The organism is Gloeomargarita sp. SKYB120, assembly GCA_025062155.1.
Taxonomy (GTDB): domain Bacteria; phylum Cyanobacteriota; class Cyanobacteriia; order Gloeomargaritales; family Gloeomargaritaceae; genus Gloeomargarita.
This window is the reverse complement of record JANXAM010000002.1, coordinates 71593-96651: the sequence shown is the minus strand read 5'-3', so window position 1 is coordinate 96651 and position 25059 is coordinate 71593. Positions and strand designations below refer to the sequence as shown.

29 protein-coding genes and 1 tRNA gene are annotated in these 25059 nt (G+C 60.2%); 13 read left to right on the top strand and 17 right to left on the bottom strand.

All coding sequences use genetic code 11. The features are described from left to right. Genes NZ705_01455 through NZ705_01440 form a run of 4 tightly spaced genes read right to left on the bottom strand, consistent with a single transcriptional unit; the run spans position 1 to position 2851 of the window. Entirely contained in the window at positions 1-498 is a 498-nt protein-coding gene (locus NZ705_01455; GenBank protein MCS7291628.1) for an RsmD family RNA methyltransferase, read from the bottom strand. Next, on the bottom strand, positions 483-1019 hold the full coding sequence (gene mreD, locus NZ705_01450) for a rod shape-determining protein MreD (protein MCS7291627.1): 537 nt from the start codon (positions 1017-1019) through the stop codon (positions 483-485). The genes NZ705_01455 and mreD overlap by 16 nt, the downstream gene beginning before the upstream one ends. Further along, positions 985-1746: a rod shape-determining protein MreC gene (gene mreC / locus NZ705_01445; protein ID MCS7291626.1), complete on the bottom strand. Its 762-nt coding sequence runs from the start codon at positions 1744-1746 to the stop codon at positions 985-987. The genes mreD and mreC overlap by 35 nt, the downstream gene beginning before the upstream one ends. A gap of 46 nt (positions 1747-1792) precedes the next feature. Beyond that, positions 1793-2851: a rod shape-determining protein gene (locus NZ705_01440; protein ID MCS7291625.1), complete on the bottom strand. Its 1059-nt coding sequence runs from the start codon at positions 2849-2851 to the stop codon at positions 1793-1795. A gap of 86 nt (positions 2852-2937) precedes the next feature. Here NZ705_01440 and NZ705_01435 point away from each other — a divergent pair, with 86 nt between their 5' ends. After that, entirely contained in the window at positions 2938-3633 is a 696-nt protein-coding gene (locus NZ705_01435) for a Crp/Fnr family transcriptional regulator (GenBank protein ID MCS7291624.1), read from the top strand. A 30-nt stretch (positions 3634-3663) separates the two neighbouring features. Next, complete coding sequence (locus NZ705_01430; protein MCS7291623.1) at positions 3664-4989, top strand: hypothetical protein; 1326 nt, start codon at positions 3664-3666, stop codon at positions 4987-4989. Here NZ705_01430 and pstC read toward each other — a convergent pair. Genes pstC through NZ705_01415 form a run of 3 tightly spaced genes read right to left on the bottom strand, consistent with a single transcriptional unit; the run spans position 4943 to position 6751 of the window. Continuing rightward, positions 4943-5854, bottom strand: coding sequence for a phosphate ABC transporter permease subunit PstC (gene pstC, locus NZ705_01425; protein MCS7291622.1), 912 nt, complete (start codon positions 5852-5854; stop codon positions 4943-4945). The genes NZ705_01430 and pstC overlap by 47 nt on opposite strands. Further along, positions 5847-6128, bottom strand: a complete 282-nt coding sequence (locus NZ705_01420) for a DUF3082 domain-containing protein (GenBank protein ID MCS7291621.1) — start codon at positions 6126-6128, stop codon at positions 5847-5849. The genes pstC and NZ705_01420 overlap by 8 nt, the downstream gene beginning before the upstream one ends. Then, positions 6125-6751 (bottom strand): hypothetical protein, encoded by a 627-nt coding sequence (locus tag NZ705_01415; protein ID MCS7291620.1) that lies wholly within the window; start codon positions 6749-6751, stop codon positions 6125-6127. Before NZ705_01415 ends, NZ705_01420 begins: the two co-directional genes overlap by 4 nt. Before the next feature lie 44 nt (positions 6752-6795). Here NZ705_01415 and NZ705_01410 point away from each other — a divergent pair. The 3 genes from NZ705_01410 (at position 6796) to NZ705_01400 (ending at position 8700) form a co-directional block, all read left to right on the top strand. Continuing rightward, positions 6796-6887 (top strand) — tRNA-Ser (locus NZ705_01410). Positions 6888-6907: 20 nt separating this feature from the next. Then, the gene (locus tag NZ705_01405) at positions 6908-7390 is read left to right on the top strand and encodes a hypothetical protein (GenBank protein MCS7291619.1); all 483 of its coding nucleotides are present in this window, start codon (positions 6908-6910) and stop codon (positions 7388-7390) included. Next, positions 7390-8700: an FAD-dependent oxidoreductase gene (locus NZ705_01400; GenBank protein ID MCS7291618.1), complete on the top strand. Its 1311-nt coding sequence runs from the start codon at positions 7390-7392 to the stop codon at positions 8698-8700. The genes NZ705_01405 and NZ705_01400 overlap by 1 nt, the downstream gene beginning before the upstream one ends. A 73-nt stretch (positions 8701-8773) precedes the next feature. Here the strand turns inward: NZ705_01400 and chlP are convergent, their stop codons facing one another. Both chlP and NZ705_01390 read right to left on the bottom strand, forming a co-directional pair. Continuing rightward, on the bottom strand, positions 8774-9994 hold the full coding sequence (gene chlP, locus NZ705_01395) for a geranylgeranyl reductase (protein MCS7291617.1): 1221 nt from the start codon (positions 9992-9994) through the stop codon (positions 8774-8776). A gap of 84 nt (positions 9995-10078) precedes the next feature. Beyond that, positions 10079-10615, bottom strand: a complete 537-nt coding sequence (locus NZ705_01390; GenBank protein ID MCS7291616.1) for a cob(I)yrinic acid a,c-diamide adenosyltransferase — start codon at positions 10613-10615, stop codon at positions 10079-10081. Positions 10616-10669: 54 nt separating this feature from the next. Between NZ705_01390 and NZ705_01385 the strand changes: the two genes are divergently transcribed. Together NZ705_01385 and NZ705_01380 are read left to right on the top strand one after the other, a co-directional pair. Next, entirely contained in the window at positions 10670-12373 is a 1704-nt protein-coding gene (locus tag NZ705_01385; GenBank protein MCS7291615.1) for an ABC transporter ATP-binding protein, read from the top strand. Between the two features lie 231 nt (positions 12374-12604). After that, positions 12605-13036 carry a hypothetical protein gene (locus tag NZ705_01380; protein MCS7291614.1) on the top strand — a complete coding sequence of 144 codons (432 nt, stop codon included), beginning with the start codon at positions 12605-12607 and terminating at the stop codon, positions 13034-13036. Between the two features lie 435 nt (positions 13037-13471). On the opposite strand, the gene NZ705_01375 is transcribed toward NZ705_01380, so the two are convergent. Further along, positions 13472-14155 carry a TPM domain-containing protein gene (locus tag NZ705_01375; protein MCS7291613.1) on the bottom strand — a complete coding sequence of 228 codons (684 nt, stop codon included), beginning with the start codon at positions 14153-14155 and terminating at the stop codon, positions 13472-13474. Positions 14156-14698: 543 nt separating this feature from the next. On the opposite strand from NZ705_01375, the gene NZ705_01370 reads away from it, so the two are divergent. Beyond that, complete coding sequence (locus NZ705_01370; protein ID MCS7291612.1) at positions 14699-14809, top strand: transposase; 111 nt, start codon at positions 14699-14701, stop codon at positions 14807-14809. A gap of 793 nt (positions 14810-15602) precedes the next feature. On the opposite strand, the gene NZ705_01365 is transcribed toward NZ705_01370, so the two are convergent. The 3 genes from NZ705_01365 to NZ705_01355 are packed head-to-tail and all read right to left on the bottom strand — an operon-like array spanning position 15603 to position 18278. Then, positions 15603-16487 carry a fructosamine kinase family protein gene (locus tag NZ705_01365; GenBank protein MCS7291611.1) on the bottom strand — a complete coding sequence of 295 codons (885 nt, stop codon included), beginning with the start codon at positions 16485-16487 and terminating at the stop codon, positions 15603-15605. Then, positions 16484-17500, bottom strand: coding sequence for a thiamine phosphate synthase (locus NZ705_01360; protein MCS7291610.1), 1017 nt, complete (start codon positions 17498-17500; stop codon positions 16484-16486). Before NZ705_01360 ends, NZ705_01365 begins: the two co-directional genes overlap by 4 nt. Beyond that, a complete protein-coding gene (locus NZ705_01355; GenBank protein ID MCS7291609.1) occupies positions 17424-18278 on the bottom strand; it encodes an SAM-dependent chlorinase/fluorinase in 855 nt (284 codons plus the stop codon). The genes NZ705_01360 and NZ705_01355 overlap by 77 nt, the downstream gene beginning before the upstream one ends. A gap of 59 nt (positions 18279-18337) precedes the next feature. Here NZ705_01355 and NZ705_01350 point away from each other — a divergent pair, with 59 nt between their 5' ends. Genes NZ705_01350 through aroC form a run of 3 tightly spaced genes read left to right on the top strand, consistent with a single transcriptional unit; the run spans position 18338 to position 21467 of the window. Next, a complete protein-coding gene (locus NZ705_01350; protein MCS7291608.1) occupies positions 18338-18454 on the top strand; it encodes a photosystem II reaction center protein I in 117 nt (38 codons plus the stop codon). A gap of 30 nt (positions 18455-18484) precedes the next feature. Continuing rightward, positions 18485-20353: a DUF3769 domain-containing protein gene (locus NZ705_01345; protein ID MCS7291607.1), complete on the top strand. Its 1869-nt coding sequence runs from the start codon at positions 18485-18487 to the stop codon at positions 20351-20353. Between the two features lie 25 nt (positions 20354-20378). Continuing rightward, a complete protein-coding gene (aroC, locus tag NZ705_01340; protein MCS7291606.1) occupies positions 20379-21467 on the top strand; it encodes a chorismate synthase in 1089 nt (362 codons plus the stop codon). On the opposite strand, the gene NZ705_01335 is transcribed toward aroC, so the two are convergent. Together NZ705_01335 and NZ705_01330 are read right to left on the bottom strand one after the other, a co-directional pair. Further along, on the bottom strand, positions 21468-21941 hold the full coding sequence (locus NZ705_01335) for a hypothetical protein (GenBank protein ID MCS7291605.1): 474 nt from the start codon (positions 21939-21941) through the stop codon (positions 21468-21470). A gap of 64 nt (positions 21942-22005) precedes the next feature. Continuing rightward, positions 22006-22710, bottom strand: a complete 705-nt coding sequence (locus NZ705_01330; protein MCS7291604.1) for an RNA methyltransferase — start codon at positions 22708-22710, stop codon at positions 22006-22008. 57 nt (positions 22711-22767) lie between these two features. Between NZ705_01330 and NZ705_01325 the strand changes: the two genes are divergently transcribed. Then, the gene (locus NZ705_01325) at positions 22768-23424 is read left to right on the top strand and encodes a CIA30 family protein (GenBank protein ID MCS7291603.1); all 657 of its coding nucleotides are present in this window, start codon (positions 22768-22770) and stop codon (positions 23422-23424) included. 40 nt (positions 23425-23464) lie between these two features. Next, positions 23465-24103, top strand: a complete 639-nt coding sequence (locus tag NZ705_01320; GenBank protein ID MCS7291602.1) for a precorrin-8X methylmutase — start codon at positions 23465-23467, stop codon at positions 24101-24103. Here the strand turns inward: NZ705_01320 and NZ705_01315 are convergent. Together NZ705_01315 and NZ705_01310 are read right to left on the bottom strand one after the other, a co-directional pair. Beyond that, positions 24065-24433: a response regulator gene (locus tag NZ705_01315; GenBank protein ID MCS7291601.1), complete on the bottom strand. Its 369-nt coding sequence runs from the start codon at positions 24431-24433 to the stop codon at positions 24065-24067. The genes NZ705_01320 and NZ705_01315 overlap by 39 nt on opposite strands. 50 nt (positions 24434-24483) lie before the next feature. Then, entirely contained in the window at positions 24484-25011 is a 528-nt protein-coding gene (locus NZ705_01310) for a DoxX family protein (protein MCS7291600.1), read from the bottom strand. Positions 25012-25059 lie beyond the last annotated feature (48 nt).

Here is a 25059-nt window from a genome sequence, read left to right as displayed (position 1 = left end):
TCAATCTGCGAGCCGGTAAAAACTCAACACCGTATCGCCGTAGGTTTTCTGGCGGGTGCGTACCAGGTATTGCACGTGCTCTGGCAGAGGTACTTGCCGGTGGTGTTCCACAGCCATCTCTCCATCAGGGGCCAGCAGTTGATAGGTAAGAATGCCCTCTAACACCGGCCTGTACAGCCCACTGGCGTAGGGGGGGTCGAAGTAGATGAGGTCAAAGGCCGTCTGTAAGCGCTGCAGGCAACCCGGTAAACGGCCCTGCAGGACGATGAAGTGCTCCCGGTTCGCGTAGGGAGCCAAGGCACGAATTGCTTTGGCCGAACTGTCCACCGCCACCACCAGCCGCGCTCCAGCCTGACGGGCCGCCAGCGCCACCGCCCCCGTTCCCGTACACAAATCCAGGAAAGTTGCCCCCTGCAAGGGTGCCCGCCAGATGTTGATCAACGCCTCGCGCACCTTGGCGGTGGTCGGACGCAGGTCGGGACTCAATCGCTTTGCCACAGGCGACTCAACGGCGCATAGACCAACGGCGCCCAGAGACTGCTGAGAATGGCCGACGCCAAAGCCAATCGCTGGTGGTCGAACCAAATCTGGCCCAGAGGACGCTGGCCCATTACCGTCCACTGGATCGCCATCACCGTCTCGGCAATCACCGCCATCGCAAACACGATCAACGCCACCGAAATAAAGTCCTCTTGGATCAGGCGGTCTTTTTGCAACAGCGCCGTCAAGAAACCCACCGTTCCCAAGCTCAACCCGTGGGACGGCCACCAGCCGATGCTTGGATTCACCAGCCCATCCTGGCAAATCCCCAGGGCAATACCGGCAATTAGCCCTTGCCAGGGCGGACGTTTGATGCTCCAGGCCACCACCCAAATCAACGGCCAGTCCGGGGCAATCCCAGCCAGTTCCATCCCTGGCCAGCGCAGGGGCAACAGCGCCAAGGCCATCACCGCCGAAACCACCGTCGTTAGGAGTATCCGCCCCCTAAGGAGCGAGGAGTTCAGCGGACGTCTGACCATAGCAATGCAGCAACACCCATTCCAGGCGCTCAATCGGGGCGTTTAATTGCACAGTGGCTCGGGGCGCCGGCATCGCCCGCCAGTCAATGCTTTCCACCTTCCCCACTGGAATCCCTGGCGGAAACAGGGTACTAAAGGAGGAGGTAACCAGGGCATCCCCTGGCTTGACGTCGGGATGTTTGTCAAAAAACTCGACCACTGGTTGTCCCGTGCCCTGCCCCACCAAGACCCCCATCGCTCGGGAGCGATTCACCATCACCCCCACCTTGCTGCTAGGGTCGGTCAGCAGCAACACGCGGCTGGTTTGGGGTGTCACATCCAGGACACGACCGACCAGACCACCCGGTGCTAGTACCACGGCTCCAGGGGTGATCCCCTTGCGGTGACCTTCCCCGACCCAAAGCTGGTGCCACCAATGCCCAGCACTGCGGCCTACCACCATCGCCGCCACTGTCGCCAAAGGCAACTTCTGCTGGTAGCCCAGCAACTGTTGTAACTGACGGTTCTGGGCTTGCAGCTCCTGCACCTGGATCTCCAGTTCCAGGACCCGTGCATCCATCAACTGGGTATCCGGCACTCGCCGTCCCCATATCCCCCGGTGCAACTCCTGCACCAGCCACGCCTGGGTGGTTTGTAAATACATGGCCAGCGCCACTATCCCCACACCCGTCACGACCTGCAAGGTATAACGCTGCCACCAACGCCGGAGGAACGCGAACCGGGTCATGGTCATCGTCGGCCCCAAACTGCCCCTATCCTACATCGCTTGGCCGTCAACTGGAACGGCTGCTGAACACCCGCTCCAGTCCTTGGGCGCTTTCGAGAACCTTGCCCGTTCCTAACACCACGCAGTTCAACGGTTCCGGGGCTACATGCACCACAATCCCCGTCTCATGACTGATCAGAGTATCCAAGCCCCGCAACAGGGCACCACCTCCAGCGAGCACAATCCCTCGGTCCACAATGTCTGCCGCCAGCTCGGGTGGGGTTCGCTCCAGGGTGCGCTTGACCGCATCCACAATCACCGCTAGGGGTTCGGCCATGCTCTCGCGGACTTCGGCCGCCTTAATGGTGATAGTGCGCGGCAACCCCGACAGCAGGTGTAACCCCCGCACCTCCACCAATTGGTCGTCATTGCCCACCGGGTAGGCCGACCCGGCATCAATCTTGATGTCCTCCGCCGTGCGCTCCCCAATTACCAGGTTATGGACCTTTTTCATGTAGTTCATGATCGCTTCGGTGAGTTCGTCGCCGGCCACCCGCACCGACTCGCTCAGCACCACGCCCTGCAAGCTCAGCACCGCCACTTCCGTTGTGCCGCCGCCAATGTCCACGATCATGTTGCCGATGGGCTGGTCCACGGGCAAACCGGCGCCAATGGCCGCCGCCACCGGTTCATCTATCAAATCCACCTTGCGCGCTCCCGCCCGCAGCGCCGCATCAATGACCGCTCGCCGTTCTACGCCGGTAACGCCACTGGGAATGCCAATGACAATCCGTGGCTGGGCTAAGGAGCGGCGCCCATGCACGCGGCGGATGAAATACTTGAGCATGAGCTCGGCGGTGTCAAAATCGGCAATGACCCCATCCCGGAGAGGACGCACCGCCACCACATTGCCCGGCGTCCGCCCTAACATCCGTTTGGCTTCTTCCCCCACCGCCAAAGGAATTTTTTGTTCTTGGTCAATGGCGACCACCGATGGCTCCTGCAGAACCACCCCCCGCCCGGCCACGTAAATCAGGGTGTTGGCCGTCCCCAGGTCAATGCCCATGTCCCGTGAAAAGCGGCTGAATAGCCCCACCTTTCGCACCCCCGCTTGCGCTGATTTCATGCGCATTCTAACAGAATTTGTTGTTTTTTTCCGGCGGGTTGGTTTTGCTGAGAGAATAGGACGTAGCTTTTGCGAGCGCGCTGACAATGCCGGTTCCCCCGTTGACCGAATTTCTCAAATCCACCGTTTTATTTCACGGCCTGCCGCCGGCGATTCTCCAGCGGGCTAGTCAACGGCTGGTGGTGCGGCAGCATGGCGCTGGAGCCACCTTGGTGTTGGAACAGGACTGGGGCGATTCGGTGTACTTGTTGATCCAGGGCTGGGTGAAGGTCCAAACCCGCAGCCGGGACGGGCGGGACATCATTCTCAATATCCTGGGGCCAGGCAACTTGTTTGGGGAAATGGCCAGCTTGGAATCGTCCCCGCGCGCCAGCGATGTCGTCACCCTCACCCCGGTCACGGTTGGCAGTTTGCCCGCCGCCGACTTCTGGGACCTGATCAACACCGAACCCCAGGTGGGCTTTCGCCTGGCGCAACTGCTAGTCAAGCGCATTCAACAGCTCAACCGCCGGTTGCAGGTGCGGGAGTCAGATAGCCGCGCTCGGCTGGCGGATGTGCTGCTGTTTCTGGCGGAAGGACAGGGACAAGTGCAATCCGGCGGCGTGCTGATCCCCAACCTGGCCCACCGGGAACTGGGCGGCCTGTGCGGCCTGAGCCGGGAAACCGTCACCCGCGTCCTAAAACAGTTTGAACAGGAAGGATTGTTGGTGCGCTCTGACCCCGAGCATTTCTATCTCCCCGACCGGCGGGGGTTGGAAGCGGTGGTGGAGGGTTCTCGCTAGAATGCAACTACGGGTTGCAGGTGCCTTCGGATGCCCAAAATTATTGCCCGCCGTGCGCTGGGAAAACGAGCGGTTTACGACATTGGCGTGGCCCAGGACCACAATTTCCTGCTGGCCAACGGTTGCATTGCCGCCAACTGTTTCAACAAGTCCCACGCCACCGCCTATGCCTACATCACCTACCAGACCGCCTATTTGAAGGCCCATTTTCCGGTGGAGTACATGGCGGCGCTGCTGTCGTCCCAGATTGGCAACCAGGACAAAATCCAGCGCTACATCGGCACCTGCCAGAGCATGGGGATTCAGGTGGAACCGCCGGACATTAACCGCTCCGACCGGGATTTCACCCCCCTACCCGAGGGCCGGAAAATCCTGTTCGGCCTGTCGGCGGTGCGCCATGTGGGTCAGGGTGCAGTGGAGCATATTCTCCAGGTGCGGCGGACTGGGCCGTTTCGGTCGTTGGCGGACCTGTGCGACCGGGTGGATGCGGGGATTGTTAACCGGCGGGCCATCGAAGCCCTGATCCAAGCGGGCGCCCTTGACCGTTTGCATCCCAACCGGCGGCAGATGCTAGCGGACCTGGAACTGCTCTGGGACTGGGCCAACCGTCGCGCCAGGGACCGGGCTGCTGGCCAGGGCGACCTGTTGAGTCTGTTAGGGGACGGTGCGCCCGCAACAGCCACTACGACCGCCCCCAAAGCGCCCCCCGTGCCCGATTACTCATCCCAGGAAAAGCTGCAATTGGAAAGGGAGCTGCTTGGGTTTTACATCTCGGACCATCCTTTGAAACCCTTGGCCGCGCGCGCTCAGGTGTTGGCCCCCATCCGTTTCAGCCAACTGGCGCAGCTCCCGACCCATCGCCCAGTGATTGCACTTGCTCTGGTCACCCACGTCAAACCCATTACCACCAAGAGGGGGGAACGCATGGCTGTGGTCACCCTAGAGGACTTGAGCGGCAGTTGCGAGGCGGTAGTATTTCCTAGCGTCTACGCCCAGGTGGGGGCGCACCTGCTGCCGGAGCAACCCCTAGTGGTCTGGGGGCGGCTGGACGAACGGGACGAGCAGATGCAACTGGTGCTGGAGGACGCCCAACCCGCCCACGCAGTGCGACTGGTGGAAATGACGCTGACCCCCGACCAGGCCAAGGATGCGCAGGTCCAGGCCCAACTGCGAGAGCTGCTCAAACCCTGGTGCGGCGAAACGGCTCGCATCCCAGTGGTTGCCACCATCTATCATCCCCTACAGCCGATCCAGGTGCGCTTCGGTCCCCAATTCCGCGTACACGACGGCGATGCGGCGGCCCAGGCTCTCACCCAAGCGGGTTTTCCCGCCCACTGTCAATCCCTGCTGGGATGACTCCCCGCGCCAGCAGATGCATTGCGACGGTCACCCCCAGCAACACCAGCGCGGCATACATCAGCGCGGCCACCTGCATCCCCTGGGCCTCGGCAAACTGATTGGCCAGTAGGCTGGGAATCGTGCTGCCCGGCTGCCACAAGGAACCACTGATGCGATGGGCGTTGCCGATCAACATGGTCACCGCCATGGTTTCCCCCAGCGCCCGCGCCAGGGCCAGCAAAATCCCGCCGCCAATGCCCACCCGCGCTGCCGGCAACACAATCCCCAGCAACTGCTCCCAACGGGTAGCTCCCAGGGCGGCTGCCGCCCACCGGTACTCCTGCGGCACTTGCTGCAAACTGCTGCGGGCCACGGTGGCGATGGTCGGCACCAGCATGATGGCTAGCACCAGACTCGCCACCCCCACCGACGGGCCGATAACCGTTTCCCCGAAAAGCTGCGGTTGTCCCTTTTGCCACAGCCGCAACGCCGGAATGAGCACAAAAATGCCCCACAATCCGTACACCACGCTGGGAATGGCCGCCAACAGGTCCACCAAGGCGGCCCCGAACACCCGCCAGCGGGACGGCAACCAGGGCCACGACTCCGCTAGGCCAATTGCAACGCCGAGTCCCAGAGGCACGGCCAACGCCAGCGCCAGTCCCGTCGTCACCAACGTGCCCCACACCGGCGGCCCAATGCCGTATTGCCCCTGCACCGGATTCCAAACCTGGCCCAGGAGAAACCCGACCCCAAACGCCTGCAGAGCCGGCAACGCCTCCAGCAGGAGCGTTCCCGTTACCGCCAGCCACAACCCGCCCGCCCCAAAGGCACAGGCGCCGGCCAGCAGCACCAATCCCAGGTCCCACAGCCGTTTACCCATCGGGGGGCGCAACCGCTACCCGCACCGCTAGGAGCAACAACCCCACCGTAAAGACACCAAACACCACAACGGCTAGGGTTCCCCCACCCACTAGCACCGTGCGCACCACACTTGCCAGGCGCAGCACTAGGGGATTCTGGCTGTGGAGCGGATGGGTCGCCAGCCCAATGGCGATGGCCCGCGTCAGGAGAAAAATCGCCACGCTGAGTCCTGCGCTGATGGCGGCACCCGCCAAGCAACGCCCCGGCGTCAAAGGGGGTGGCGTTTCCGTCATGGGGTCACCTCCGGACGGGGCTGTTCCTCCAGGTAGATGGACCAAATATCCGCCGGTAGATGGGCCATCAACTCATCCTGCCCGCGGGGAATCAAGGCAGTCACCTGCTCTGGGGGCAGCTCCAGTTCCCGCCCAATTTCTTCCTCCGACCAGCCCCCCACCGTTTTCAGGACTATTGCCGTGCGCAGGGGCGTGGGCAACTGGTTAAGGGCCTCTTCCAGATAGCACCACAGGGGCGGCGATGCCGCCGACAAGCGATAGCGAATCTGCTCCGGCGGGGGAACGTCCACCTGGCTCAACCAATCGCCCGTGCGGTCTACTAGCCAGCTTTGCAAACTGGTCATCTCCGGCGAGGGTGACAAGTCCCGCAGTTGCTGGTACAGGTAACGCCAGGTGGTGGCAAAGAGATAGTCCACTTGGAGGCCGGTGGGCGCTCCGTGGCTGACTAGGGCATAGATTAGTAGGGCATAGCGGCAAAACAGGGCTACAAACGCCCGTCCTTGGTGCGGTTCCGCTTGGAACTGGCGGAGCAATTCCCAGTCCGTCTGCTCCTGCAACGCCTGGACCAAGGGGTGCTGGCATTCGCAAAACTCCGGCAATGGCATCCCGCCTGCTCCACCCATTCTGGGGTTATGTTATATTACAGGTCTATCGCAAATCCACTCCAGGAGAGGTGGCTGAGTGGTCGAAAGCGGCAGATTGCTAATCTGTTGTACGGCAGGAAACTCCGTACCGCGGGTTCGAATCCCGCCCTCTCCGTTGGCTGGGAGGTTTTGATCATGGTTTGGCGCAGCTCGACCACCGCCTTCGACCGGTTGTGTGCGGGTCTGGTGTACCTGCTACCGCTGTACGACGGCATCGGTTATGGCCAGTTTCTCTTCCGGCAATTTCCCGTTCTAACCTATCTCCGGTACCCCTTGCTTCCCCTTGATGTTATTTACAGCGCTCTGCCGCTGGGGCTGGGGAGTCTGCTGGTATTTATCCTGCTATTTGCCCTGGTCGTGCGCAACGAAAAAATCTCCCACTTTATTCGCTTCAACACCATGCAGGCCATCCTGTTGAGCATCGTGCTTACCCTGGTCACCATCATTTACGGTTTTGTTTTACAACCCCTGGTGCAGGGCTTTTTGCAGGAGGTGTTATTCAACACCATTTTCCTGGGCGTGCTGGTGGCGGTCGGTTATGGCGTGGTCCAGTCGGCGCGAGGACTGTACGCGGAAATTCCGGTGATCTCCGAGGCCAGCTATCTCTACACGCGGTAATGGCCGTTGATTACAACGTTGTTATCTTGGGCGGGTCTTTGGAGGCACGCTGGGCGGCCCTTTGGGCGGCGCATCAAGGGGCTCGCGTTGCTTTGGTCACTGGCGGGGAAGCGGACTGGAGCCGGATAGCGGTTGGGTACTGGCGTCAGGTCGGTGTCATCGCCCGCCAAGGGCAACAGGCTGCCTGGTTGTTCAACGGTGAGCTGGCACAACCGCCCCATTGGGAAGCGGCCTACCGCTGGGTGGAGCACCAGGTCTGGTGTAGCCAAAGTCGCTTCGGTGATGCCGCCTTGCTCCAAGCTGGCGTTGATGTGGTCGCAGGGCCAGGGCAATTCATCAGTGAACCCACGTTGGCCGTTCAAACGCCGGAGCGCTCCCTGCGGGCCTGGGGTTACATCGTGGCGTTAACCGGAACGCCCCTGGTGCCAGAGATTCCCGAACTGCGTCATGTCCCGTTTCAGACTGTCAATGATTGGCTGGTGTGGGACGCGCCGCCAGGCCGCGTTGGCATCGTGGGCAATACGCCGGTGGGGGTGGTTCTAGCGCAAGCCTGGGTGCGACTCGGTGTGTCGGTCTTCTGGCCAGTGGCGGAACCGCGACTGCTCCCGGCGGAAGAAGCGCCCCTTGCCGAGCGGTTGACCTGTATCTTGCAGGCGGAGGGTGTCCAGGTGCAGGTGGAAACCCCCATCAAACGCATCATCGTCCAACCCACCGGCCTGCGCCTAGAGACACCCCAGGGCGATTGGGAAGTGGATACGCTGCTGCTAGCGACTGCGCCCTATGTTCCGCCCGACCAACTAGGTTCTATCGAGCTGCGACGGCGAGGACCCTATCTCCAGGTGAATCGCTATTTGCAAACCAGCCACCCACGCATTTACGCCGTTGGCGATGCAGTGGGACATTACCCGGTGCCAGCGGTGCTGGGGTACGAACTGGCGGTGGCCCTAGGGCATCTGCTCTACCGGCGGCGGCATCCACCACAGCAGCAACTCTCTTGGATTATTCTCACTGACCCAGTTTTCCTGCGCCAGGGCTGGACTGAAACCCAAGCGCGGCAACGTTTTCCTCGGGACTTGCAGATTCATACCCAGGCCCGGAGCAAGCGCCTTGTCCATTCTCGAGGGGAATGCCTCGGCTGGCACACGCTGGATAACCTCGCGCCCTATCGCCACTACGGCGCCATTCCCGCTGAACAGCTCACTTGGGACAGTTGGCGATGGCTGCTGGGAGAGACCCGCTTGCCGACAGCTCCCCGAGCGACCTGGTGGCGACGCGCCTGGTTTACCTGGCAACGGGACCGAACACCTTAACGACCCCAGTTGATGGCAATCCAGGACAGAGCTGCGCCCTGTAACCCGCCTCAGTGACCTGGCGATTGCAGCGCTACGGTGCCAGGGCGTGGCCTCGTAGGAGGCTGCCGATGGTCTTGGCTGCAATTTTGAGCTGCACCCAGGGGGACGCCGGCACCACAGTTTTATATAGATAGCTGTCGAAGGTTAGCCGCTGCACATCAGGGTCCGCGCACATTTCCACAAAGGCTTCCCGCGTGGCATTCGACCGGTAAAACACCCGTTGCAGCAAGTCCAACACGGCGTAGGTCAGGCCATAGGTTTTGTCCCACCGCCGCAGGTACTGGCGCAAATCCAGTTCCGTCGGTAGCCGCTTGCCCCCTTGGGACGCTTCCACAATGGTTTCTGCGCACATCCGGCCCGATTTGGCGGCAAAGTAAATCCCTTCCCCGGAAGATTTGGTTACGTAACCAGCGGCGTCTCCTACTAAGGCCACTCGCCCCACCACGCGCCGAGGCCGGGGATGCTCGGGAATGGGATGGGCTTCAATTTTAATCAACTCGCCACCCTGGAGTCGCGCCGCTGCCCGCTTGCGAATCCCAGCTTGCAATTGGCGAATGTCGGCTTTGTTCGCCCGCATTGTGCCGGTGCCGACCGCCACGTGGTCGTACTTGGGGAACACCCAGGCGTAAAAATCCGGTGAGACATCATCTCCCACGTACATCTCGGCGCGGTCTTCGTAATAACGCATTTGCTCTTGGGGCAGGCGAATTCTCTCTTGAAAGGCAATGGCGTAGTTGTAGTCCCCCGCGTCAATCGCCTTGGCGACCTTGGAGTTGGCCCCATCGGCTCCGATGACCACATCCACGGCTAAGGTTTTGGGGATGCCGGTCGGACTGCCGTTGCTCAGGTCGTTGTAGTGCAGCAGGTAGGGTTCGGTGCTGGTTTGGGGCAAGGTGATGTCCTGCACAAGACCATGGATAAGCTGGGCACCCAAACGGGCCGCGCGATGGCGCAAAAAGGCATCCAAAATTTCTCGCCGGCACATGCCGATGTACTCGTGGGGGTTGGTGAGTTTGATGTCCACTTCCACGTTGGACGGCGAGATCATCTTCATCTGGCGCACTCGCCGGTCAATGATGTCGGGGGGCAAGTCAAACTCCTCCACCATGCACAGGGGAATAGCCCCGCCACAGGGTTTACAGTTATCCAGCTTGCGCTCGAATAAGTAGGTTTCGATGCCTGCTTTCGCTAACGTTTCCGCTGCCGATGCCCCTGCGGGGCCACCACCCACAACCGCTACTCGAAGTGTCACAGCACGATACCCACTCACCTACGGGCGGAATCGTAGCACGGTTTGTGATGGCTTGCCGGGTTCTGTAACGGTCTTGCAATAGAACTAAAAACTTGGGGGGCGGCGCAACTCGGTTACCTGGTCAGCCAGGGCGAGAATCTCCGGGGGCAAGGTCGTGCCGGTAATCACCAGGTCCATGGTCAACGGGCGTTCCTGCAAAAAACTCACCACGTCAATCAACCCCAGCAACCCCAGATGCACGGCCAAGATGAGTTCATCAAGCACCGCGAGGTGGTAACGACCGCTGCGGACAAGCGCCTGCGTTTCTTGCCAAAGCTGGTTAATCGCCGCCGCTTCTTCTTCCTGCACATCGGGCGTGTCAATGCAGCGGGGAATCGGGCAACGAATCCACTCCAGATGTTGCACCAGTCGCACCGGATGCTGCGGCCCCTGGTTGATCCCCCCCTTGAGAAACTGCACGATCAACACCCGTTGCCCCTGGCTGGCGCGATGCATCGCCATAGCCATGACTTCAGCAAAAAAGGTGCGCTGCGGAGCGGTATAGACGTGCAAGCGACCCGTCCGCATTAACCCTTCCCCGGAGCTGGCCGGCGTCATGACCAAACTGCTGTGGTTGTTCATCACTGCGCCAGGTGAGTATGCTTTACATTATTGCGTTAAACGTGGCCTGGCTCCATGACGCCCCTGCTGGAGGTGCGCGATTTAACCGTCCGTTTTCCCAACCATACGCCGGTGCAGGGCGTGTCGTTTGACCTGGCGCCGGGGGAAGTGCTGGGCATCGTCGGGGAATCGGGTTCAGGGAAATCGCTGACCGCGCTAGCGCTCATGGGACTGGTACCGCCGCCGGGAGAAGTCCACGCTGAACGGCTCTACTGGTCGCCCCCTGGTCAACCCAGCGTGAATTTGCTTACCCTAACGCCCAAAACGTGGCCGCAGTACCGGGGACGCGCGATGGGCATTGTATTTCAGGAACCCGCCAGCTCGTTAAATCCCGTTTACACCTGTGGCTGGCAACTGGCGGAGGCCTGTACCGCCCATCGCCGTTTAACCGCTGCCCAACTCCAGCAACGGCAACGGCAATTGCTCCAGGAAGTACAACTGTTGTCCCCCGATGCCCCTGCAGAACTGTTCCAGCGATTGACGCGCCGGTATCCCCACCAGTTTTCGGGCGGTCAACTCCAGCGGTGGATGATTGCCATGGCCCTGGCGTCGGACCCCTGGCTCTTGATTGCCGACGAACCCACCACAGCCCTGGACGTCACCATCCAGGCGGAAATCCTGGCCTTGCTGAAGCGACTATGCCGGCAACGCCACATGGCCGCCATTTTAATCAGCCATGACCTGGCGGTGGTGGCGGATTTGGCTGATCGAGTCCTAGTGATGCAGCAGGGACAGGTGGTGGAGTCGGGTCGTCGCCACGAGATTTTCCACCATCCCCAGCACCCCTACACACGCGGTCTCCTGGCCTGTCGTCCGGTGCTTGGTCGCAAGTTGCAGGTTTTACCCACGCTGGCGGATTTTTATGCCGACCGCCCACCTCCCGCCGTCGTTTCCCCAGACATGCAGGCGCACCGATGGCAAACGCTCCAACAACAGCCCGTGCTGGTGCGGGTGGAAAACCTGCAGGTCAGTTACCGGCGCGGGGGGCATGTCCAACCGGCGGTGCGGGGCGTGAGCTTTCAGTTGCACCGGGGCGAAACCCTGGGACTGGTCGGCGAATCCGGCTGTGGCAAGAGCACCCTAGCCCGCGCCCTGTTGCGGTTGTTGCCGGTGCAGGGGGGGCACATCTACTTCGACGGGCAAGAGATTACCCACTGGTCACCCGCGCAATTGCGTCCGCTGCGTCGCCGGATGCAAATGATTTTTCAAGACCCTTTGGGTTCCTTGAGTCCCCGCATGACCGTGCGCGATTTGCTCCTGGAACCCCTGTTCATTCATCAACCCCGTTTACCCCGCCGGGCGGCGCTGGCCCAGATTACGACGCTGCTGGAACGGGTCGGACTCGACGCCGATGCTTTACCCCGCTACCCGCACCAGTTTTCCGGAGGGCAACGTCAACGCATTGCGATTGCCCGCGCGCTGGTCACCCAGCCTGATTTGGTCGTCTGTGATGAATCCGTCTCGGCGCTGGATATTTCCCTGCAAGCCCAGGTGCTGAATTTGTTGAAACAGTTGCAGACGGAGTTTCATCTGACGTATCTGTTCATCTCCCATGACCTAGGGGTGGTGTACTTCATGAGCGACCGGATCATGGTGATGAACCAGGGGCAAATCGTGGAGATGGGGCCTGCTGACCAGATTTACCATCAACCTCAGCATCCCTACACCCAAACCCTGATTCAGGCCATTCCCCGCTTGGAACTCCCCTGGGCCAGCTAAACGAATTCCGCAACCAAATTGATAATTTTTCGGCAAAACGAGTCCTAGGTTCTCGTCAAAAACTCATTCGTGCGATAAGCTGAAATAAAGTATTTACGTGATGAGGATGGTATCGATCCCATGTCAGTTCAACCGGATTATGCGTTTACTCCCCCGCCTGTGAACCTAACTGACATTGCTCGACAATCCGGAGCTCCCGCTGATGAAACCGATCATGACCTCCATCAAGAGTTGGCTACGCTTCGTGCGCAAACCGAATGTCTCCTCCAGGAATTGCAACTGTGTCAACAAACCGCCAATGAACAGCAGCGGTTGATCGAAAACCTGGCCGAACAATTGCGCCAATCCCAACAACGGATTCAACAACTGGAACAGATCCAAACGCTTCAGCAACGGCGTTTGCAAGAGCAGGAAGCCGCCCTCACGCAGGAACAGCAACAGCGCCAGGAACTGGAAGCCCGCCTTTATCGCCAGCAGCAGGAGAATTTACGGTTGCGGCAATTGCTTTACACCTACGCCCCGAATACCGACTGGGAAAAGCAAGCGCGTCTGTATCAAGACCCCATCCCCCCCTGGTCGTCGCAACCCAAACCGGCTCAACCCGCAGCGGCCCAGCCCAGTAAAAAGGCCGTGGTTGACTTGCCGACGTTTGCGCGGGGTTAACTCACCAGCGTCCCGACGCCCCACCACCGGACGAGGAACCCCCACTGCTACGGGAATCCCTATCCCAATCTCTGTCACTGGAATCGGACAGCATCGGGATGATTTCGACGCTGGTGCGCTCATAGCCACAGAACTCGCAGGCTTCATGAATTTCTTCGGTGCCTGTGGCACGGCGCAGAACCGTCTCCGTTGTTCTCAGGGTCTTGTGCCGGCAGCGGGGGCAACGGGAATAGTTAGAAAACCACGTTTCCTTACCCACGACCATGACGTGGGAACAATCAGCGCATTCCATCAGCACATATCGAATAGAGCCGAGTTCCTGTTCCCGGCGTTGTCCACGGGTGAGACGGTTTGTGATGGCCTCTGGGCTGGCTGAGACCTGGCGAAGTCGCTTGGAGCCACAACGAGTGCATCGTCTCCGCTTGGCATCCCAGATCACATATCCCAACGCGCCCCCGCCCCCAGCAATAGGAGCGTGCTGAAGCCAGAAACAAGGGCTGAGACGCCTGAACCCGTAGCGCTAGGTGGCGTTAGGGATTCCCTACGCGCAACCACCGGTTCCCGAGCTAACACCTGCAACAGGGTGTTCACCCCATTCGCGGTTCCACCCGCAAGGTCTCCTTGGCGAAAGGCTGGCAACATCTGGTCATCAATGATGCGCTGCATCCGGCTGTCCCACGCGCGACCATAACCCGCTCCCAGTTCAATGCGCACCTTGCGGTCTCCCGGCGCTACCAGTACCATGACTCCATCGTTGCGCCGCCGGTCGCCAATTCCCTGGTGGTTAAACAACCGTGTTGCGAAGGACTCAAAGGTGTCTGTAGTGGAGTAATCCCGAATCGAGTGAATCGTCACTACCATTACTTGCTTGCCCGTGCGGCGGTAAAACGCCAGTAGTTGTTCCCGCAGGCGTTCCCGTTCCTGTGCTGAAAAAATCCCGGCTAGGTCGTTGACGTGGTTATCACCCAGGACAGGGAAGCGTTCAAAAGCCAGCAGCTGCAGCCAGCGATGCATCTGCAAAAATGGAGCACTCTCTGAAGCAACAGCAGGAGTTGCCATACCTAGCAACAGGGCTACTGTTACTCCCAGACAGACTCGTTGCCCCAGCAGCCGTGTCATGAGCCTTGTCAAAATGCCGAGCCTGCCTTCGTTATATGCCCAGCTACCCTATCCTGCGAAACCCGTAACAAAAGTTTACATTTGCCAAGGTGAAAACCGGCGACGGGGCTGCGCCCTGCGACCCACGACAAGTGATTCAACGGTTAGCTAAAGGCTATAGCAGAAAACATTTAAGTTGGCGTGTTTGGACAGCGAGCAAGGCAAAAGCGTCAAGGTCTCCAGTTGTAGCTCATGCCAAACATTGTGTGCTTAGCTATAGTGTCCAGGATGCTATAGCTAAGCCAACAAAGGTTGACATATAAGACAGACAGCTTTGTCCACGAGAGAACGTAGGTTCCGTTTGGTTATTGACCCACCGTTTTAGCCAAGACCACACCTGCTCAATCGGATTTACAATCGACACCCAGCCGCTTCCACGACCTGTCTCACCGCCGCATAGCTTTCCCAGGACCTATCGCCGGTAAAAGTCTTTCACTGAACCACTATAGCTAAAAACATTCAGTCTGACGTAGAATAAGACTGAGCGGTTACGGAGCGATGTCTATGCCTTACAGCACAGGTCTGCGTCAGAAGGCCATTGAAGCGGTCGTGGGGGGTGCGACACTGGTCGAAGTGAGCCAGATGTTCAACATCGGGTATCGCGCGTTACTCTGAAACCGGTGATTGCTTACCAAAAGGGGCATAGTCATAAATTTCGCAAGTTCGTCGAGGCCAATCTCAGTCCGACCCAGAAGGAAATGGCGGCTAGTGTGACCATTTGTAGGGCGCTGAATCCTACCAAGAGCAAGACGAGCAAGAGCGACAGGCATATCTAGAGAGAATGAAGGATGTGAAGCCGGAAGAAGTCGTTTACATAGACCCATCCGACATTGACCAGCGAGCGGTTTATGCGTATGGCTGGGGTGTAAAAGGGGAGAGAGTTTATGGCAAAAAAGAGTAAGTATGATGGGTGGTTATTACTTGGGGAGATTGACCGAGCCATTGACATGGATAGGTAACCGCAATTTACAGGTGGTTTTAACTTGGTTACGTGAGTGGTTACTACCAGCCATTGGATCCGGTAAAAAGATTATGTTGGACAATGCTAGTTTCCATCGGTCTAAGGTCATCAAGCAAGTGGTGGGGGCGGCTGGGTGTGAACTGATATATTTGCCTAGATATTTGCCAGATTTGAATCCGATTGATTAAGCAAAAGGTGCATAAGTTACAGGTAAATACAATCGAAAATCTGCAATCTTTGGTCAATAAAACTATCCGTAACTTATGTCAAGTTTTGTGAGACTCAGCATGGCCTAGACGTCTGCCGACAAGTCTTGACAGTTAGAGCTGGTGATTCCCGTCACAGTAGCTTGGGGGGTCTGGTACTCACGTCTCAGCACCGCGTCCAGCCCCAGCTCCAGACCCTCCTAGCTAAGGCCCTAACCAACGGGCGCTTTTGAGGTACGAATCAGACGCCGGATAGGGGCAACCGCTGCAGGTGCGCCATCATCGCCAGGGCCTGGTCGTGGTAACTGCCGCCGAACAGGTTGAAGTGATTCAGAATGTGGTAAAGGTTGTAAACAACCTTGCGGTGCGTGTAACCAGGCGCGAGAGGCCATTCCGCTTGATAACCTTGGTAAAATTCCGCCGGGAAGCCCCCAAACAGTTCGCTCATGGCTAGGTCCACCTCCCGATGTCCATAGTACACGGCGGGGTCGAAAATCACCGGCTCGCCCGTCGCGGTAAAGGCGGCATTGCCCGCCCACAGGTCCCCATGTACCAGCGCGGGTTCGACAGCGACGTCGCTGAGGAGCTGATGCACCCGCTCTAGAAAGGCGTTCACCTGAGGAAAGCGCCCGCCGCGCCGTTCGGCCAGTTGGAATTGGTACGCCAGGCGTTGGCTGCAGAAAAAGGTAGCCCAGTCAGTGTGCCAGTGGTTTTTTTGGGGGGTGGCGCCAATGTAGTTGTCCCGTTCCCAACCGTAGCGTTCGCCGCGGCCTCGCCGATGGAGTTGCGCCAGTCGTTGCCCCATCTGATACCAGTTCCCCCGGCGCTGCAACGGCAAGTATTCCAGCACCAGATAGGCTTGGTCTGCCACTTCACCCCAGCCGATGACCTGGGGGACCTTGAGCGTGCCCGTAGCGGCCAGGGCATTCAACCCGTCGGCTTCGGCAATGAACATGGCTAGAGCGCTGGCCCGGTTCACCTTGACAAAAAATTGCCGCTGGCCGTCGCTGAGTACATGGTTGGCGTGGATGCAGCCCCCACCCACACCGCCGCGCGGTGTCCCAGCAAAGGGTTGTCCGGTAGCCTCGGTAATGGTGCGCTGCACCGCTGGCCAGAGGGCACTCATGGCCGGAGTTTGTGGAGAAAGGTGCGGGTGACGTCGCCAGGGTCGTCCGCTGTCATGATGGCTCGCACCACCGCCACCCGTTGTGCGCCCGCCGCTAGTACCTCCCCAAGATTGGGCAGGTCAATCCCGCCGATGGCAAACCAGGGTTTGGGCCAGGTGCGAGCAGCATGGGCTACATAGTCCCAACCGGCGGGAGGTTTCCCGGCTTTGGTGGGGGTGGCATAGACCGGCCCCACGCCGATGTAATCAGCGCCTCCTTCAATGGCCCGTTGCAACTCGATGGGGTTGGTCGTGGAACACCCCAGCAGGCGGTCCGGCCCCAGCAACTGTCGCGCCACCGGCAGGGGCATATCTTGCTGGCCCAGATGCACGCCGTCGGCACCCACCGCCAGAGCGATATCCACCCGGTCGTTGACGATAAACAGCGCCCCGTAGCGATGGCATAGCTCGCACAGTTGCTTGGCAATCTCGTAGCGCTGGCCATCGGGCGCGTCCTTGTCCCGGTACTGCACCAGGGTCAACCCCGCCTGTAGCGTCGCCTCCACCGTTGCCAGCAGATGGGGCACTGGCATGGTAATCAGGTACAGATACGCCTGCTGCAATTTCCAGCGGCGTTCGTCACCCTTGGCGTCTGCTTCCAATTCGTAAACCCGATAGCGCAACTGTTTCATCGCCTGGGCCATGTCCCCGTCCACCAGCTTGGCGTATTCCTCCAGCACCCGCAGCGCTTCCTGCACCCGCGCGAAATTGGCCTGCAATAGGGCCTGGACATCCGGCCTGGCGGTCTCCTGGGGGTGGGTCAAGCGCGTCCCTACGTCATGGGCCGTATCTCGCGCCGCGCGAAATTCCGGGCGATGCCAGCGGGCCAGTTCCTGGCGGTAGTGTTTGCACAGCTCGGCCCGCTCCAGCTCGTTCAACCCCAAGCGATACCATTCCTCAAGGACCCGCAACCCCTCCCGCGCCCGGTCCAGATTGGCATCCAGGATGCGATGGATTTTCGCCGTTGTCTCCATGGGTCGGGAGCACCAGCGCGACCGCATCCCCGATTTTAGCACCGCACACCTGGGCGGCGTTGCCCTGACGACAGGCAATTTCTACGTACCCGTGACTGCCGACCAGGGCCACCAGCGCTCCCACTGGCACATCGCTGTAGCTGCGTCCCCAGGGAATGCGCCGACCCGCCAGCTCCACTGTGAACGCTCCGGCACGTGGAAGACCAGCGGCAGGCAAGGTGGTAATCAGATTCCCGAAATGGTCAATGTACTGGATGGTGCTGCGCCAACCCGTGGCCGTGGCGATTGGCGGTGGCGGTGACTCCCGCACAAGCGTCGCCGGGTCTACGGACTCTCCTAGCTCCGTCAAGGGCACCCCCACTGCCAGATGGGCCGCAACCGGCGCAAAGATATCCCGCCCATGGAACGTCTGGCTGGGGGTCGGCGTGCGCCAGTAACGGGGGCGGTTGAGCACTACCACTTGCTCAGCCTGGTCGAACCAAGGTGTGAAAATGCCGTTGTCGGGGCCGACGCCGTAGCCCCAGGGGGTGCGCAGAGCAAGGGGACGTCGGGCACTGCCCACGCCTGGGTCCACCACCACCAGGTAAATCGTGCCTGGGGGAAAGTAGGGGTAGGCTTGTTGCAGCAAAAACTGGGCGGCTAACTCCTGGTAAGGGGGGACGCCATGACCAATGTCCACCACCTGGGCCTGGGGACACAGGCTGAAAATGACCCCCTTAAGCACCCCCACGTAGTGGTCCTGGGTGCCAAAGTCCGTCAGCAGGGCGACCACCGCCATACCCCGATTGTGCCAAACAGGGGTGGTAAGATACGAATGTTAATCGCTGCGAGACGACCATGCTGACCTTGAAATATACCGTTTATGCGGTGATTGCCTTTTTTGTGTTGCTGTTTGTGTTCGGTTTTCTCTCGGGCGACCCGGCGCGCAATCCCAAGCGGCGGGACTTGGAGTAGTTGAGCGACGGCGTGGTGTGAGGCTTGCCGATGCCCTATTTCGCTCCTCCGGCGTCGGGGGTATCCCTAGCAGCGGCGACGTTGCAGGAGGTACGTCCAGCTTCGGTGCAGGACATCGACTATACGCGCTTATCCTTGGGAGAGCCGCTTGCCCAGGCGGTAGACCCCCAACAGCGGGTGCAGGTGCAAGCCGACCGGCAGACGTTTAACGAACAAACTCAGGTTTTCACGGCCACGGGCAATGCAGTGATGCGTTACCGGGGCACTGTGCTCCGGGCTGACGAAATTGAAGTGAATCTCCTGACCCGCAAAGCGGTGGCGACGGGCGAGCCGGTCGTGCTCACCCGTGGCGATGAGGTGCTGCAGGGCAAACGCTTGGAATACGACCTGGCCACCGAAAGCGGGGTGTTTTTTCAGGTGCGGGGTGGGGTGCGGGTGCAGCCCTTGGAGCAACGGCCCGCCGAGCGGCCGGTAGAACCGCTGGCTCCCCCCCGGCTGCTGGTCCCCACGCCAACGGCGGTCGAACGGCCCGGCCAGGGATTGCGGCGCTTCACGGCGGATGAACTGACCTTTGACGCCCAGGGCAACGGCACAGCTACCAATCTGCGCATCACCAACGACCCGTTTGACCCGCCGGAGTTGGAGTTACGGGCGTGGCGAGCGACCTTGACCCGCTTGCCGACGGGAGACAGCGAAGTGCGCGCCGAAGGGGGACGGTTGGTGTTTGACCAGCGCGTGGCGATTCCCCTGTTGCGCGACCGGGTGGTCATTTCGCGGCGCGGGCGGGACCCAGCTCCGATTGAAATCGGTTATGACCGGGAAGACCTGGGCGGCTTGTACATCGGGCGGCCCTTCGAGGTGGTGGACACGCCAGCGGTGTCGTTCCGGTTGACGCCCCTGTTTCTGGTGCAGCGCACCGTTGAGCAAGGGTTTTCCCCGGTTGGCACTAACCTGGCGTTGCGCACTCAGTTGAGCGCCGATGTCACGCCCCAGACGAACGTGAAGTTGGACAGCTTGTTGAGCCGGTTGGATTTCCAGGACCCCGAGGAGCGCCTGCGCGTTCGCCTGCGCTTGGAACATCGCTGGTTGCCCCGCCACAGTGTGATTGCCGATGTGGTGGACCGGGAACGGGTGTTCAACGGGTCGCTGGGGTTTGAAACGGTGCGCTTGGGCGCAGGAGTGGCCTTGGCTTCTAGTCAACCCATCCCGCTGGGACCAGACCGCCAGACCCAGTTGCAGTACCTGCTGAGCGCCCGGTTGATTCGCGCCCGCAGCGATGACACCACGCCTCCTGGTCAAGAAAAGACCCTAATGCGCTACCAGGCAGCGGTCAACGTTAACCGCAGTTTTTTGGTGTGGCAAGGCAAGCCATTGCCCCCGACGGCGACCGAAGGGCTGCGGTTTAGTCCTGTGCCCATCACCCCCTTTTTCTCGATTGGGCTGGGGGCCTTGAGTTTTACCAGCTTCTACAGCAACGGCAAGGTGCAGACGGTAGTGGGGGGCGATGTGGGGTTTACGGCGCAGGTGGGACGGTTTGCCAAAAACTGGCTGGACTACACGGCCTTAAGCATTTTTTATTCCCCACGGTTTCGCCTGCGGGAAAAATCGCCCTTTTTCTTTGACCGGCAAGAGGACCAGCAAATCCTGCGGTTTGCCCTCACGCAGCAGCTCTACGGCCCCCTGCGGGCCAGCGCCAATATTGTCCTGCGGCTTGACGGCGGCACCCCCCGCATCATTGACGCCACCTACGGCCTGGAGTATAGCCGGCGGACCTACGGGATTGCCCTGTTTTTCAACCCGGAACGGGCGGCGGGCGGGATTGTCCTGCGGGTGAGCGACTTCAATTGGGTAGGGGAACCAGAGCCGTTTTTGGAGCGGGAGCGCCTTACACCGCTGTAGCTGGCTTTTTGGCAGAATCAAAAGCATGGGCAACACCTTCGGACACTTGTTTCGGGTCACGACGTTTGGCGAATCCCACGGCGGTGCGGTCGGCGTCGTAGTGGACGGTTGCCCGCCTCGGTTACCTTTGGATGTCCACGATATTCAAAAGGAATTAGACCGCCGTCGCCCTGGGCAGAGTGCCATTACCACACCTCGCCAGGAGGCTGACCGCTGTGAAATTCTCTCCGGCGTCTTCGAGGGGCAAACCCTGGGCACCCCCATTCTCATCCTGGTGCGCAACCAAGACGCCCGCAGCCAGGATTACCAGGAGATGGCCACCACCTTTCGCCCGTCCCATGCCGACGCCACCTACCAGGCCAAATACGGCATTCGCAACTGGCAGGGCGGTGGCCGGGCTTCGGCGCGCGAGACTATCGGGCGGGTCGCAGCGGGAGCGATTGCGAAAAAAATCCTGCACCAGGTGGCGGGGACGGAAATCGTGGCCTACGTGGAGCGGGTCAAGGACCTGCAGGCCCAGGTGGACCCCGAACGGGTGACCCATGCCGAGGTCGAAAGCAATATCCTGCGCTGTCCCGACCCGGAGATGACCCCCAAGGCTATCGAACTCATCGAAGCCATGCGTCGGGAGGGCAATTCGGTGGGGGGCGTCATCGGCTGTGTGGTGCGTTCAGTGCCGGCGGGACTCGGCTCCCCCGTGTTTGACAAGCTGGAGGCCGACCTGGCCAAGGCGGTGATGTCGCTTCCTGCCAGCAAGGGGTTTGAGATTGGCTCTGGGTTTGCCGGCACCCTACTTACGGGGCGTGAGCACAACGACGAGTTTTACTGCGACGACCAGGGCCGGATTCGCACCCGCACCAACCGCTCCGGCGGCATCCAGGGAGGCATCAGCAACGGCGAGCCCATCCTTCTGCGGGTGGCGTTCAAGCCGACCGCTACCATTCTCCAGCCGCAGCGTACTGTGAATCAAGCAGGCGAGGAGGTGTGGCTGCATCCGCGGGGCCGCCATGACCCCTGTGTGTTACCCCGCGCCGTGCCAATGGTGGAGGCGATGGTGGCGTTGGTTCTGTGCGACCATTTGTTGCGTCACCAGGCCCAGTGCCGGCTGTGGTAATCAACTTGACAGGAGCCGCTTCAGGATGGACACCTGGGCCAGCAGCACCATCAGACAGTCAATCAACCGCAGTTGCCCGTCGGGGCATTCCATCACCACTGGTTCAAACACCAGACTGCGGGGGCGTTGCAGCGCGGTAAAGGCCGCATCCACAATCCGCGTGGAACTCGGCAGTTGCAATTTCTCCGCTTTGAGCACCTCCACCAGCAGTTGGATGGGGCGTTTGGGATAAATCTCCGAACTATACACCTGCTGCATGTGGGACTCAAAACGCTGGCGACTAATCGCGCCAATCACCTGACCATCGTCCACAATCATTACGCCGGGAAGGTCGGGGTGCTGTTTCATGTAGGCCATGACGTCCCGCGTTAGGGTCGTGGTCGGCACCTGGTAGTCGTAAGAGGGTAGCACCTCCAACGGGGCGTCAGGGTTGAGCTGACTGAAATCGGGGTAGGACATAACAAACCTCGTCAACCAGGGAGGGTGAGCTACTTCTTCACCATAGCCAGGTTGCGAACATCGGCACGTTAAGGGACAGTTAAGGTTTGGCCTGGAGCGCCCAGCGACCCTGGCGGACCATCCCCCGCAATAGGGCCAGTTCCTCAGCCGAAGGAGCAGCCCGCTGAAGAAGCCGCCGGATTTTGGCCATGCGGCGCGCTCGGGTGTGGGGATAGAGATAGCCGATGCGGAGCAACCAATCCTCTAGGTCCGCAAGATAGGCTTCTAGGGCCTCAACCGGTGCAGGGGGTTCGGGCGGCACGGGGGGAATATCCGCCTGGCCATACTGGTAGAGTTCGTACAGGCAAATGCCTACCGCCTGGGCCAGGTTCAGCGACGGGTAGTCCGGATAGGTGGGAATCGTCACCTGGCGGTGCGCCAACTGTAGTTCTGCCCAGGTCAACCCTCGGTCTTCGGGGCCAAAGATAAGCGCCACCGGTGCCGCGTCCTGGAGCAGCCAGGGCAACACACTTTTCAACGGCTCACCGGGAGGGGTACGCCCTAGCGTGGCAATTGCCCGCACGCAACCAGCTAGCGCTTGGGTCAGGTTGGGCACTACCTGAGCTTGAGCCAAAATCTCGCCCGCGTGAACCGCCATTTGTCGCGCTTCCTGACTCTGCCACGCGCAGCGGGGTTGCACCAGCACCAGCTCTTGGCAGGCAAAGTTTTTCATGACCCGAGCGACGGCCCCTACGTTCAACGCGCCAACGGGTTCGACCAAAATCACACGGACGGCTGGATGCATGGCTCAATCCTAGGCCAAATCCTGCTAAGCTAAGGGTGGTTTGTGCAAAGCTGTGGCATGATTTTCCCCGATTTTGGTCGCTGGTGGCAGACGGCGACGTATTTTGAAGCTGTACCGGTGGTGAACTGGGTGCAGCAGTTGCTGGGGATGACACCGCCGCCCGCGACGGTCACACCCCAGGGCGATGTCATTTTTGACTTTACTCGGCCTGAGAGTGTCCAGGTCTGGGGCGCGTTAGATGACGTGGTCATGGGCGGTCGTAGCCAAAGCCGCTTGGTGCCGGATACAGCGGGCGCTCGGTTCGAGGGGATAGTGACGACGGAGAACAATGGGGGCTTTGCGTCGGTGCGTACCCGGAATCTCCAGCCGCCATTGGACTTGCGGGGCTATGCCGGTTTAACCCTGCGCGTCCGGGGCGACGGCAAGCGCTACAAGTTTTTAGTGCGGGATGATGCAAACTGGGATAGCTTGGCCTACAGCGCCCAGTTCGACACCCAACCGGCCACTTGGGTCACGGTGAAATTGCCCTTTCGGGAGATGGTGCCAGTGTTTCGCGCCAAAACGGTTCCCAACGCCCCTCCTCTGGACCTGAGCCGGATTGTTTCATTTCAAATCATGCTGAGCAAGTTTGCTTACGACGGCCAGCGCAACCCCACTTTTGCCCCAGGGCCGTTTCGGCTGCAAATCGGCAGCATTGGCGCCTACCGCGAGTAAGCTTCCCCGATTAGACTGGGGATAGGGGCGGGGGCAAGGTATGACGTTAGACCCAATTACGGCGGCCAGCTTTGCTACGATTGACCGGGAAATTGGCCCGCATCCTTGGGGTTGGCGTTACCCCGAATACATCATCATCCGTCGCGTCATTCACGCTACGGGGGATTTCAGCTTCAAGCATCTAGTGCATTTCAGTCCCCATGCGGTGGAGTTTGGCCTGCGGGCTTTGCGCCAGGGTGCGCCGGTGATTGCCGATGTGGGACTGGTGGCCCAAGGAATTAAGCATCACCTGGCAACCCACTTGCCCAACCCCCTGGTGAACGCGCTGGACTTGGCCCTTGCCGACGCCAATGGGGAAACCCGCGCCGCCAACGGCATGGAAACGGCACTACGACAGTACCCCCGAGCGGTAGTAGCCATTGGCAATGCCCCTACGGCGCTTATCAAACTCTGTCAATTGTTCCCCGATTTGCCCGCCCCACCGGCGCTGGTGGTTGGGGCACCGGTGGGATTCGTGCGGGTGGTCGAGGCCAAAGCGATGTTGCAACAAACCCCTGTACCCCGCATCTGGGTAGCCGGACGGCGTGGCGGGTCTCCCATAGCCGCGGCCATTGTCAACGCCCTGATTGACCTAGCAGTTTCAGAGCCGTCCTACCAGGCTACGCGCCGTGCGGATTAGCTCCTCCTTGTTCACAGGTTTGGTGAGGTAAGCCGATGCGCCCTGCTTCATCCCCCAGAACTTGTCAATGTCCCCCTGCTTGCTAGAGCAGATAATGACGGGAATGGACGCTGTCTCGGGTTGCTTCTTGAGCCGGCGACAGAGTTCAAACCCACTTTCTCCTGGCAAGACCACGTCGAGGACAATCAAATCTGGTTTTTGCTTGGCCAGGTAAGCGTGGGCCTCTTCGGCACTGGCCACCCGTTGCACCAAGAACCCTTCCCCCTGGAGATAACTGGCCAGCAGGGCCGCTTCGGTCTGAACGTCCTCAACCAGCAGGACTGTGGGCATGGATGCCTCTTCAACCTAGTCCCATGCTACCAAGCGCGGGCTGAAGGAGTCTAGGAACGCCCAGCCCCCACCGGCGTCTTGGGCAGCGCTGCATCGAGCTTTTGCAGCCGTTGGGCTTGTAGCCAGCGGGTCAACCGCTCACCCAGCCAGTGGTCCAGGGAAATGGGACCCGCCCCGTTGACCGTAAACAGCAGGAAGCAGGCCGCATACAAACTGGGCAGCTCCAGAAACGCGATCCCGAAACCCGCCACCTTGATGTGGTGATAAATCGCCACCGCCATCGTCACAACCAAACTCAAGGCTGCTGGGCGGGTCGCCAATCCCAGAATTACCAGCACGGAACCCGCTAGCTCCGCCCAGGCCGCTGCGTAGGAGAAAAAGATGGGAAACGGTAGCCCAATTACCTGCACATAGGCTTCCGCAAATCCCGGAATGTCCGCCAGCTTGTCCAAACCATTGTGAATCATGACCACGCCAGCCACCACCCGCAACAGCGTCCAGGTCACCTGCTGTCCCACCGGCCACTCCCGCTCTGCTCGCAAAAAGTCTGCTAACCGCATCGCCCATGGCACCATCATGACCATCCCCCTTCCTTAACGAAACGCAACGTAACACTAAAATTTGTT